Raw genomic sequence first — 12,206 nt, forward strand, 5'->3', positions numbered from 1 at the left:
GCATCAGCGCGATATCAATAGCGCCAGAAACATTCTCGCGCTGGGACTCCAGCGTCTTGCGGAAGGAAAGGTACCGGCTTAGGCCGCCCTGGGACCAAAGCTGTAATGGCTTTTGGGAATCTCGGAGAGCTTTAGCTCCCGAGAGGATGTCAAATTCTGTTTGTTTCGACATGTGTGGAAACGCGTGTCCATGGAAATACTAACCTATTGATATTATAATGGTTTTTTGGAGTCTATTTTCCCATGCCCCGAAGAATATGGTGGCATACCGAAAAACCGCTATCTCTGGATTAGGGTCACGTCTCGCGCGACTACAGGGATGGTTACACTAGGTAAAAGGCTTTTCCCGATTTGCAAGTTTGCAAATTGCGCAAAGCAAACCGGGCAGCTAGAAGGCGATCGCGCTTGTCTAAAACAATGTTTTACATAAGCAGAAAGTCGAAAGACAATCCGCGTCTAGTCGCTACGAAGTACCAACTGTGCTCTGCAATGTGATTAATACAGTTACCACCTAAATTTTGAGGTTTGTTTATGCGTTTCCAGTTTCCGATCATCATCATTGATGAAGATTTCCGGTCCGAGAACACCTCCGGTCTTGGTATCCGCTCATTGGTCAAGCCCATTGAAGATCAAGGGATGGAAGTACTGGGCGTTACCAGCTACGGTGACCTGACTTCGTTTGTTCAGCAACAAGCAAGGGCATCCTGCTTTATTCTCAGTATTGATGATGAGGAATTCAGTGAGGAGCACGCCGAAAGCACACTGCAACAATTACGCGACTTCGTGGCCGAATTGCGTCATCGAAACCCTGATATTCCGATTTTTCTCTACGGCGAGACTCGTACTTCCCAGCACATCCCCAACGACATATTGAGAGAGCTACACGGCTTTATTCATATGTTTGAGGATACGCCGGAGTTTATTGCGCGCTATGTCGTTCGCGAAGCTCGTGCCTATATGGACAATTTGGCCCCACCCTTTTTCCGTGCCCTAGTAGATTATGCCGCGGATGGCTCCTACTCCTGGCATTGCCCCGGACACTCAGGCGGCGTTGCCTTCCTGAAAAGTCCGGTGGGTCATATGTTTCACCAGTTTTTTGGTGAAAACATGCTGCGCGCAGATGTGTGTAATGCGGTCGATGAGCTGGGTCAGCTGCTGGATCACACCGGGCCGGTGGCCGCCAGTGAGCGCAATGCGGCTCGCATTTTTCATGCCGATCACCTGTTCTTTGTCACCAACGGCACATCCACATCCAACAAGATTGTCTGGAACTCCACGGTAGCCGCGGGGGATATTGTTGTCGTTGACCGCAACTGCCATAAATCGATCCTGCATTCGATCATCATGACCGGCGCCATCCCCATCTTCCTTATGCCAACGCGCAATAACTTCGGTATTATCGGTCCCATTCCGAAAAGTGAATTCAACTGGGAAAATATCCAGAAAAAGATAGCGAAAAATCCGTTTGTCACTGACCAGAATGCAAAGCCGCGGGTACTGACTATTACGCAAAGCACCTATGACGGTGTGCTTTACAACGTTGAGGAAATCAAGGAAGAGCTGGACGGCAAAATCGATACCCTGCACTTCGATGAAGCCTGGCTGCCCCACGCCGCCTTCCACGATTTCTACGGTGACTATCACGCCATTGGTGAAGACCGGAAGCGCTGCGACGAGTCCATGGTTTTCGCGACTCAGAGCACCCACAAATTGCTCGCCGGTATTTCGCAGGCCTCCCAGATTCTGGTGCAGGACTCCAGTAACCGCAAACTGGATAAAGACCTATTCAACGAAGCGTATTTGATGCACACCTCCACATCGCCCCAGTACTCGATTATCGCGTCCTGTGATGTCGCAGCCGCCATGATGGAACCGCCGGGCGGCACAGCCTTGGTAGAGGAATCGATTGCTGAGGCGATGGAATTCAGGCGCGCCATGCGCAAGGTCGACGACGAATGGGGGGCTGACTGGTGGTTTAAGGTGTGGGGCCCAGATTACCTTGCTGAAGAAGGCATGGGCCCACAGGAAAATTGGATGTTAAAACCCAATGATCGCTGGCATGGCTTCGGCAATCTGGCGGATGGATTCAATATGCTGGATCCCATCAAAGCGACCATCATCAATCCGGGGCTCGACGTGGATGGTGACTTTGCCGAGCATGGCATCCCGGCAGGCATTCTCACCAAGTACTTGAGTGAACACGGCATCATCGTTGAAAAGTGTGGCCTGTATTCCTTCTTTATCATGTTCACCATTGGTATCACCAAAGGTCGCTGGAACACGCTGGTCACGGAACTGCAGCAGTTCAAGGATTGCTACGACAAAAATACCCGTTTGTGGCGATGCATGCCGGAGTTTATCGCAAAGCATCCTCGGTACGAAGCCATGGGATTACGCGACCTGTGCGATCAAATCCACGGCGTATATGCCCAATTTGATGTCGCTCGTCTGACAACAGAAATGTATCTCAGTGACCTGACCCCAGCCATGCGCCCTTCCGATGCCTGGGCGAAAATGGCTCACCGTGATATTGAGCGCGTGCCGATAGATGAGCTCGAAGATCGCATAACAGCAATGTTAGTTACGCCTTATCCTCCAGGCATACCTTTGCTTATTCCAGGAGAACGTTTCAATAAAACGATCGTAGAATACCTACGATTTGCGCGAACATTTAATGAGCAATTCCCTGGCTTTGAGACTGACATTCATGGCTTAGTAAAAGAATCCCGTGATGGCAAGGTTGAGTACTATATAGACTGCGTGCGCGACTAACGTTATGTGTTTATAGCCGCCGGACTTAGCACCATAAACCAGGATGCTGGGCTGGAATCTGTAATCCTTGCGAAGGGTGTCAGATTCCAGTCGTAAGTTTTTCTGTCTGAAAGACAGGTAAAAATTAGTATTTTTCACCCTCCAGTGCTTTATTCCAGGATTGATGCCAATGCTGCACCACGGGTTCGTTACGACCTACAATGACAGTCGGTAGCCCCGCCGAAAGACCTTTCTGACAAGCTTCGGCCGCAGGAAGATCCTCTTCCTCAAACAATTTCCCCCCAAATTCAAATGCCTCGCGACAAGCCTCGAAATTGCCTTTGTCGCGCGCAACACCTGAGTAATAGACCACTGATTCACCCGGCAGCAGCCCGGGTTCCACTCGTATCATTTCGGCATCACCCGAGTTCACCACGATTACTGTGGCGGGGAAAATCGTGTGATTCATCGCCCCGGGAAAGGCATCCGGCCACTGAGCAGCATCAATCTTTGCGAGCTTTTCAATACCGCGAAATGCAAAGGCCCAGCGTGTGTGTTGCCCAAAAGTGTCGACTACCGCCCGGTCATACATCAGCGGCGCCAGTGAGCTGCGGTGCACAGACGCAAAGTGGTACGCCTCATGACTTAGCCCGGCAACCAGTTTCCAGTTCGCTGCCGCTTCATAGCGGTGCCGCCCGACGGACATCGCGTCTGTAAAATCAAAGCCCGCAAGCGCAGCGTCAATACCACTCAGCGCGTTTTCCAACTTCTGCTGGGGTACTGTTGTCTGGGCACCCACAATGATCAATCCACACATTTCTGCGACCGGCAGCGCTATCAAATTACTGTCGTGTTCCATGTCAGTAAACGCAGCAGCTTCCCGGCGACCTGCGAGACTTCCGTCGAGGTCGTAGCTCCAGCCATGAAACGGGCAAGTGAGACGCCGAGCTTCGCCGCACCCCGCCGCCACTGGAGCACCGCGGTGCTTACAAACATTAAGGAATGCCCGGACTTTGCCGTCGGCAGCACGCGTTAATAGGACAGGGACGTCTAGTATGGTGGTAGTCATATAGCTACCTCGTTGAGCTATTTCGCCTGAAAACGCGACGACTTGCGGCATCTCCATAAAGAGTTTCTGGCGTTCGCGCTGAAAGCGTGCTGTATCAATAAATTCGCTGCTTGGAATCTCTATCGAGTGGGGTGCAAGGTCGGTTGTGCCGTCTGCTAGATGTTGTAACATGCGGTCTATGATTCGGTGGTTTTCTGTGGGTGTCATGCAAACTCCTTAGGACTGCCCGCTTGAGCGCAGTTGAACTATCCTCAAGGATAAAAGACGCGTATCTATTCAGGTACTCCAGTTTTTGGGTCTCAGCTCGTCGGTAACTAGCTGTTTTTAATAGATAATAATTTTAATCCCGCGAGGAACTCCGGTTTATGGCCGCTAATACTGCGACACCTGCCGAACCCCGCCGTCGGCCTAAGCAATCGCGCTCGCGGGCGCTGGTCAAAGCTATACGCGAAGCTGGATGTGCCATCCTCGAGGAAGAGGGCGCCGCTGCGTTGACTACGAACCGCATTGCTGAACGTGCTGGGGTTGGGATCGCCTCGGTTTATCGTTACTACCCCAACAAACAGGCAATCCTTGCCGATGTATTCGACGAGAAAGTGAACGTAATCGACGCGTATTACCGTCAACTCATCAAAGAGCGAAAGTTGGGTTCGTTCCCCCTGCGCGACGAAATTCGACACCTCATTGAAACCCCAGTGCAACTCTCACTACAGCTCATACACCTGCACCGTGACTTTTACCGGCACCACTACAGCGATTTTGAAATCAGTTATCGTACTGCGCCTGACGGCGCGCAGAATTGGGTCGAATGGGGAGAAAACTGGTGGCAGAGTGTGCTGGAGAGGCGGCGCGACGAGCTCCGAGTTTCTGAACCTAAACTTGGCGCCAGGATTATGCTGATGGCTGTGCGGGGCGCTATTGATGCTGCCATAGACAGAGAGCCAGCCTTACTGGAAGAGCGCGAATTTGTTGAGGGGTTAGTCGATTTGGCCTGCCGCTACCTGCTGCATGACGGATCTCCTTCGATAACGGGCCAGGGCGATAACTGAGACGAGTAGCTGCGAAACCCGCTATTTACTAAGGTAGGTGTCTCGGCGGAAATGACAACAGTCGAATCGGCAACGGGCTTGTCTGATGATGAGTGGCAGCGTATGGATTTCAGTTCTCATGCAGAATCCCCTTCGCCATGCGCAGGGGAGCTGTCAACGATTGGCATCTCCCATAAATAGGGTAAAATGCTGCTCAGCAACTTCCTACAGGAGTAAGTGTCATCGGACGCGCATATCAAAACCGTAAAGACTCAATGGCGAAAACCTCTGATGCTAAAGCGCGGGTTTACAGCCGCTATGCTCGGGAAATCTACGTTTGCGTTAAATCCGGTGGCTGTGACCCTACAGGCAACCTGACCCTGCGCGGGCTCATCGAGCGCGCCAAGCGCGATCAGGTTCCGACGCACGTTATCGACAATGCCATCAAGAAGGCCCAGGGCGGTGCTGGTGAGGACTACTCGCCTGCTCGCTATGAAGGCTTTGGCCCTGGTGGCTGTATGGTGATTATTGAATGCCTGACCGACAATCCCAATCGAACTTTTGGCGATGTGCGACTTTGCTTTACCAAAACCGACTGCAAAATTGGCACTCAAGGCACCACCAGCCACAGCTTTGACCATTCGGCGATTTTCGTATTCCCGCATGACGACGAAGAAGCTGTGATGGAATGCCTGCTAGAGGCGGAGGTTGACCTAACCGATATTGAGGCGGATGGGGGCTCTCTTAGTGTGTTTGTACCACATACAGAGTACTTCAAAACCAAAACAGCGTTGCTGGAAGGCTTTCCCGATATTGAGTTTGAAGTAGACGAGATTCAGTTCATTCCCAAGGGCTCCACCCCGATCAGCGAAGAGCATCGTGAGCAGTTTGATAAGTTTATGAATATGCTTGATGACCTTGATGATGTTCAACGCGTGTATCACGACGCTGTTCTATAGCAAATTCGACTCATACCATTAAAGTTAAGGGGCCAGAGAATGGCCCCCGTTATTAACGGTATGTCCTGTACCCGAGAATAAAAACCAGAACGTATATTGCTAGAGTGTTCTTACCTTACTTCGATTTAGCAGTAGCAAGATGCTTCAGCGTTAACAGTATGGCGTCCGCTTGGATCTGAACAAGTTTGCTCAACGCAACAGGCTCCAATGTTGCCTCCTCTTCAAAGTGCATGATTGCCTTGTCGAGAAAAACACTCGCATCGGTGCCAGCTGCGAGGAGTTCCTCTGATTCGACATGCTGCACCAGGTCATGGCTGAGTCGTCGCATTAATCCGGCCGGACGCATTGCTGCCAGTGTGAGTTGAGACCTGAGCGCATAAATGTGTGTTGGCAATGGCGTCGCTGGGTCAACCGCGCCCGCTGCCATCGTGAGTTCGGCCGCAAATCCATCAGCATTCACGTGCCATTCTTTAAGCGCCTCGAAAATTTCACGCTGGTCTTGAGTTTCTATATAAGGTTCAAATGAAGGAGCGTGGGTTTTCAGCAGCGCCGTCAGTTCACTGAACAGCGCTAGCTGGAATTCCAGGACATCGCCCAGTGTTTTGCCAGATGGCGATGTGTCGAGTAATCGTGCGTCATGCCAAAGGGGTACTTCGGTGGTTAGTGAGAATGTATCAAATTGCTTTTTGGCGTAATGCGCACCGGAGTTGCCGGCAGACCAGCCGATTGGACCCTCGCCGCCAATCATGGCGTTTATATTAGGAAAGGCGAATACACCGGCGGCAAACGGTTGTGCTTGTGCACCGGGATCGCCGACCGGATTTACACCCAAGCCAGAGTTAGCGGCAATGTCACTCAAAGCTTGACTGAGTTCGGCGTGGTTGTCGCTCACAATGTGAAATACCCCGCCGTGGTCTGCGTGATGGAGCGAGGACTGAAAATCAGGTTTCACCAAATCTAGTGCTTTTTGCCAGGCGAGATTTTCTGGGGTCGATTGGGTGAACGTGTAATCGTCGGTGTTTAGGGGGAAGGTGTACTCTGGCTGCCGCGCCAGCGCGGGACGGAAGTGGTTTTCCATGTAACTTCGTAAAGTAAGCGGTTGAGTGCACCACGCTTCATTTAAGCGCAGCCCCTCCGGGTCAATGGCTTTTATGAAGTGCCATTGGATATCCAGCTGCTGTAACGTTTTGTCGTTCAGGATCTTATCAATCAGATACTCGACGGTCAGCGCTCCCACGGGTTCGTTAGGGTGTGGCACGCCCAGTATCAGCGCCGAGCGAGCGCCCTGCCCTATGCTGATCATTCTAATGTCGCGCCCGCTGCGACTTTTCCCAATAACTTGAATTGTTACATTCGGTAGTTTCTTAGCCTGAAGTTCATCTGTGCGATGCTCGAGGGCCTCTATAGTGGGAAAAGTCAGTGCTTCGCTCATGGTTGTTGTCCTGTGTCGAAATATCAAAGGCCGGCTTTTCAGCACGGTGTAATTATGTGTGACATTGCTTTAAGCATGTCATTTTTCTGGGTATGCGGATCGTCTAATCCCACGTCGCTAAGTATTAATGCTCCGGTTTCGAGCATGAGTAAGATCCGTGCGCATTGTTCTGGTGTCGCATGCAATTCAATCACCCCAGACTTTTGCGCGTCGATAATGTCTTGGGTGGCAATTTCGAGCCATTTTTGCGTTAGTTCTTTTGATCCTGGCCGCGGCTGCATTACCGCTTTTTGCAAATACGCAATTGCCAGTTGGTCGCTCTCGCTGAGCTGTTGGTCGCCGCCGCTACCCCACAAGGTGGGCAGACCCCGTTGCGCGCGCTGGCGAGCCCACTCCAGATATTTAATGTCTGTAGCTTCCAGTAGGCCTCGTTTTCCTTCGAAATGTCGATGTATCAGGCCTAGGGCTACACCGGCTTCTGCGGCTATTAAGCGACTGGATGCCTTTTCATAGCCAAATTGAGCAAAACAGTTAAATGCAGCGTCGATTAGTTTGCCGCGCCCGTTGTCTCCAATTCTGCCCACGTGTGTGCCCGTCCTTGCCATTGGTGGTTAAATTATATACATTAAGTGGACAAGTGACCACTATTGAGCAGCCCATCATGACAATCATCGATAATTGCCTATCGTTTAGCCGTATTGGATCGGCAATGGTGATCTCGGCGGCGTGCCTAACTAGCGTCTGGGCGGCAGAATCTTCGCAGACTAACAAGATCGAGGAAGTGTTGGTTACGGCCACCAAGCGCGAGCAGGCCTTGCGGGATATTCCGGCCAGTATCAATGCCCTTTCAGGGGCTGCATTGGAAGAGGATGGGGCTCAGGAACTGGCAGACTTTCTAAATCAGATTCCCGGTATCACGCAAAATCCCCTCGGCACGGATCAGAACCGGATTACCATCCGCGGCGTCGGCGCGGATACAGCTCGGTTGACCACCTCGCAAACCACCGCGATCATGATCGGTGAAACGTCCTTCAGCGATCCGATGTTTTCTGCAGTCAGCCCTGATGTTAACCCTTTTGACTTGGCCAGTGTGGAGGTTCTTAAGGGTCCACAGGGAACACTATTTGGCAGCTCTGGTCTGTCGGGTGCGGTGCGCTATGTTCCTGCCAAACCAGAATTTGGTGAGTGGCGTCTCAAGCTAAGTGGCTCCGTCAGTCAAACAAACGAGGGCGAAGATTCCTACTCTACGTCGGTCGCATTAAATATTCCCATCGGTGGTGATTATCCTTTAGCCATGCGGGTTGTTCATGTGGAGCGCGATGTGGGCGGGATTATTGATAACGAGCGTAACGGTGAGGTAGACATTGACAGCCGGGACCAAACCAGCCAACGCGCCTTGTTGGCATGGGAGCCGACCGACAAATTACTGATCGATGCCATGTATATGGAACAGCGATCCTTTGCCGACGAAATGGCCTATTCTAGTGACACCGATGGTGAACTCGTTCGCTCCACTTCATATGGTCCCAGTTGGCAGGAAACAGCTTTTGATATCGCCAATTTGACCGCCACCTACATCACGCCTTTTGCGGATATTGTCGTTACCACGAGTCGCATATCCAAGTTTCTGGATCAGCATTTGGACGCTACTCGTCTCGTGAACAATGCTAGCCTGATCGGCACGGAAGTAGCCCGGATTCAGCTATTTCAAGACGTTGAGGGCGACACTCAGGAGCTAAGATTGGTATCAAATCACGGCGGTCCGATCAAATGGATTGTTGGCGGATTCTCGCTAAATTACACCCAGTTCTTCAGTACTACGCTTCTTAACCAGTCCAGCAGTAACTTGTTGCCACTTGGCGCAAACATTCTGCCGCCTGTCGTGCTAACCGAAATTACAGCCGACCTCGAAGCACGCGAGATCGCGTTGTTCACGGATGTTAGTTGGGCTTTCAGTCCTGACTGGGAAGTCAGCCTTGGACTTCGAGACTACCGCTCGGTGGTCAATGGTGCTGTGGTTGGATCTGGAGCGATTATTCTCGTTGCTACGGCTTCGCCGGAGTATTCCAATGTGGCCCGTATTTCAGAGTCTGGCTTGAACCCCAAAGCTTCAATTACATGGACGCCCTTTGATGAACTTATGGTCTATGCTAGTGCCTCTAAAGGATTTCGCATGGGGGGTATCCAGACTATAGCTGATACCCCCACGACAGATGTTCCTCCCATCTTTAAATCAGACACACTCTGGAACTACGAGATCGGCGCGCGGATGTCGTGGTTGGAAGATACGCTGATTACCGATCTAACCATTTTTCAGATTGACTGGGACGAGCCGCAGATGGTTCAGAGAACCCCCGACAATCTCTTTAATATTATCGACAACGTTGGCAGTGCAGAAGTGGACGGCGCAGAACTGGCGGTGAACTACCTTACGCCGCTGGATGGACTCACGCTACAGGTAAGTGCTGCCTACACCGATGCATATACCACAGAAGATTTTAACTCGCCTGATGGTACACCGGTGCCCGAAGGTACTCCCCTGCCTGGAACTAGCCAGTGGCAAACCGCTACCACCTTAAATTATGGCTTTACCTTGGGGCAATGGAGTCTCGATACCAGTTTGAGCCACAGCTATTACAGCGAGGCCTGGAACGATCTTAAGAAAAGCGCTGAAGTGCTCGGCTATGAAACGCTGGATGCTCGGGTTACCGCACGGCGCGGTTGGGGAGAACGCGAATTGTCGCTGTCTCTCGCGGCGACCAATCTGGATGATGAGCGGGGCGTTGCCAACGTACTTTATAACGCTGAAGATCGGCAAGACGTCTATTACATACGGCCGCGTACAATAGAGTTTCGAGTTGCCATCGATATCTGACATTTAGGCGCGTAACAGCGTAACCAGCTTGTTGCGCACCCGGCTCAAAACCACCACCAGTATTAGCGCTGGCATCAGATTGATCACGTCGATCTCTGCAGTACCGAGTAGCGACAAACCGATTGCCATAATCAAAACGCCGCCAGTCGCGGATACTAAGCGAGTAATTTCTTCGGTAAATAGCTGTCGCGACACCGTTGCCAGCACCGTTATGCCGCCTTGGAACAAAAGCATCGGTACAATCGAAAACAGAACGCCCACCCCGAGCGCAGACGCTAGCGCAATCGAGACCATGCCATCGATGGCGGCCTTTACCATGAGGAGCTCGCGGTTTCCCTCGATACCTTCCTGAATGGCACCGACAACTGTGAGCGACCCGACACAGAAAATCATGAAAGCAGTGACCAACCCTTCGGTGAAGCGCGGGTCACCGAGCGTGAGTGCCGCCTCGAGGCGATTACCCAGAAACTCTGCCGTCGCGCTCAGACCAACGGCTTGTCCGATAAGGCCTCCGAGGATCAGGCTCATGATCAGCACTACCATGTAGGAGTCGGGTATTTTCAGGGCCATGCTGATGCCCATGATGAGTACGCCCAGACCCACAGCCTGAAACAGGATGTTTTTCATTTCGGCAGAGAAGAGCTGTTCAAGCCCCAACCCGATTAGGCTGCCTGCTACCACAGCCGCCATGTTGATTAGCGTGCCAATTGGCCATTGTACTTTTCTCATAGCGGCGTTCCGGTGCTTCTAGCGATCAGTCATTATTGGCAAGTAAGCTTTTTAGCATCCACACATCGCAGCGGTTATGAGGGGTGCCTTCCATAGGCGCATCCAGGCGCTGGAAGCCAAAACGCTCATAGAGTTTTATAGCGGTCTCCATGGAGCGAAGCGAATCCAAATAGCAGGCGCTGTAACCCGTTAGTACTGCAAAATCGAGGCACTGTTCCAGAAGGCTGCGTCCAATACCGTAGCCTCGGCTTTCGGGCAGGAGGAAGAGCTTTCTTAGCTCACAAATACCTTTGTCTGAATTAAACGGTGCGATTCCGCCGCCACCGACGACATGACCGTTCAGCTTGGCGACCAGATAGCATGCACCATCTTCAGGAAGATAGTGGCGGCTCATGGCGGAAACCTCGGCATCGCCGGGGCCAAAGCCCTCTCCCACGGCGCCGAATTCGGCGCCCACCTTTCGTATAATGCCGCCAATTGCGGCATCGTCATCGGAGCAAATCTGACTAATTGTTACTGGTGTGCTTGGCATTTAACTTTGGGCTCTAGTCGATATGACGCCTATTCTGCCACAGGAATTTAATTAATGGGGTATCACGGGAAGATCTCTAGTACAGAGCAATTTTTTCCGCGTTAGACAGGCAAGAATTCCGGCGACGATAGCTTTTATTCGGCGCGGTGGATCACATCGACATGCTATTTTTCAAGGGGGAAGTTACGCGGCGTTAGCGCCGGCTTCAGGCGTGCGTGGTTGAATGTCGGTGGCCATCAATGCCCGGCAGCTATCGAGCATGCGATTGGCGAATGCCCATTCGTTGTCGTACCACGCCATGACTTTCACCATGCGACCATTGATACATGTTTGCGGTGCATCGAAGATGGCGGACGCGCTCTGGTGATTAAAGTCTATCGAGACCAGTGGCTCTTCGTTGTAGTGCAATATTGAACTCATGGGGCCGTTGGCGGCGGCTTTCACTAGAGCATTGATCTCTGCGACAGACGTATCGCGAGCAGCAAGAAAATGAAAATCTATCAGCGACACGTTGATTGTTGGCACACGCACGGCCATACCGTCGAGCTTGCCTGCCAGTTCCGGTAGCACCAACCCGACAGCTTGAGCGGCACCGGTTTTAGTCGGAATCATGGATTGTCCGGCGGCTCGGGCACGATAGAGGTCGGGGTGGTAAACGTCATGCAATTTCTGATCATTGGTCATGGCGTGAATTGTCGTCATGGCACCATACTCAATACCTACGCCGTCGTTTAGCACTTTAGCGATTGGGGCCAGGCAATTGGTGGTACAGGACGCATTGGAAATAATCTGACTTTGGGGTGTCAGCACATGGTGATTTACACCGTAGAC

General features: G+C 51.9%; 10 protein-coding genes. 4 read left to right on the forward strand and 6 right to left on the reverse strand.

Features of this window, described 5'->3' with window-relative positions; genetic code table 11:
* Nucleotides 1-531: 531 nt before the first annotated feature.
* The gene (locus ABYP39_RS13185; protein WP_372765061.1) at nucleotides 532-2,772 is read left to right on the forward strand and encodes an Orn/Lys/Arg decarboxylase N-terminal domain-containing protein; all 2,241 of its coding nucleotides are present in this window, start codon (nucleotides 532-534) and stop codon (nucleotides 2,770-2,772) included.
* Nucleotides 2,773-2,896: 124 nt separating this feature from the next.
* Here ABYP39_RS13185 and ABYP39_RS13190 read toward each other — a convergent pair whose 3' ends face one another.
* The gene (locus tag ABYP39_RS13190) at nucleotides 2,897-4,027 is read right to left on the reverse strand and encodes an aromatic ring-hydroxylating dioxygenase subunit alpha (protein ID WP_372782952.1); all 1,131 of its coding nucleotides are present in this window, start codon (nucleotides 4,025-4,027) and stop codon (nucleotides 2,897-2,899) included.
* A gap of 158 nt (nucleotides 4,028-4,185) precedes the next feature.
* Here ABYP39_RS13190 and ABYP39_RS13195 point away from each other — a divergent pair, with 158 nt between their 5' ends.
* On the forward strand, nucleotides 4,186-4,869 hold the full coding sequence (locus ABYP39_RS13195; protein ID WP_372782954.1) for a TetR family transcriptional regulator: 684 nt from the start codon (nucleotides 4,186-4,188) through the stop codon (nucleotides 4,867-4,869).
* 221 nt (nucleotides 4,870-5,090) lie between these two features.
* Entirely contained in the window at nucleotides 5,091-5,807 is a 717-nt protein-coding gene (locus ABYP39_RS13200) for a YebC/PmpR family DNA-binding transcriptional regulator (protein ID WP_372782964.1), read from the forward strand.
* A 115-nt stretch (nucleotides 5,808-5,922) separates the two neighbouring features.
* Here ABYP39_RS13200 and ABYP39_RS13205 read toward each other — a convergent pair whose 3' ends face one another.
* Together ABYP39_RS13205 and ABYP39_RS13210 are read right to left on the reverse strand one after the other, a co-directional pair.
* Nucleotides 5,923-7,239, reverse strand: coding sequence for a M14 family zinc carboxypeptidase (locus ABYP39_RS13205; RefSeq protein ID WP_372782956.1), 1,317 nt, complete (start codon nucleotides 7,237-7,239; stop codon nucleotides 5,923-5,925).
* 38 nt (nucleotides 7,240-7,277) lie between these two features.
* Nucleotides 7,278-7,823, reverse strand: a complete 546-nt coding sequence (locus ABYP39_RS13210) for a helix-turn-helix domain-containing protein (RefSeq protein ID WP_372749875.1) — start codon at nucleotides 7,821-7,823, stop codon at nucleotides 7,278-7,280.
* A gap of 77 nt (nucleotides 7,824-7,900) precedes the next feature.
* On the opposite strand from ABYP39_RS13210, the gene ABYP39_RS13215 reads away from it, so the two are divergent.
* Nucleotides 7,901-10,114 (forward strand): TonB-dependent receptor, encoded by a 2,214-nt coding sequence (locus tag ABYP39_RS13215; protein WP_372782958.1) that lies wholly within the window; start codon nucleotides 7,901-7,903, stop codon nucleotides 10,112-10,114.
* A 3-nt stretch (nucleotides 10,115-10,117) separates the two neighbouring features.
* On the opposite strand, the gene ABYP39_RS13220 is transcribed toward ABYP39_RS13215, so the two are convergent.
* The 3 genes from ABYP39_RS13220 to ABYP39_RS13230 all read right to left on the reverse strand — a co-directional run.
* On the reverse strand, nucleotides 10,118-10,843 hold the full coding sequence (locus ABYP39_RS13220; protein ID WP_372782960.1) for a DUF554 domain-containing protein: 726 nt from the start codon (nucleotides 10,841-10,843) through the stop codon (nucleotides 10,118-10,120).
* Nucleotides 10,844-10,868: 25 nt separating this feature from the next.
* Nucleotides 10,869-11,375, reverse strand: coding sequence for a GNAT family N-acetyltransferase (locus tag ABYP39_RS13225; protein WP_372748993.1), 507 nt, complete (start codon nucleotides 11,373-11,375; stop codon nucleotides 10,869-10,871).
* Between the two features lie 183 nt (nucleotides 11,376-11,558).
* On the reverse strand, nucleotides 11,559-12,206 hold a 648-nt coding region (locus ABYP39_RS13230; RefSeq protein ID WP_372782962.1), incomplete at its 5' end, for a type I glyceraldehyde-3-phosphate dehydrogenase.

Origin of the sequence: Litorivivens sp., from assembly GCF_041625495.1 — a bacterium.
Taxonomy (GTDB): Bacteria; Pseudomonadota; Gammaproteobacteria; order Pseudomonadales; family Spongiibacteraceae; genus Litorivivens.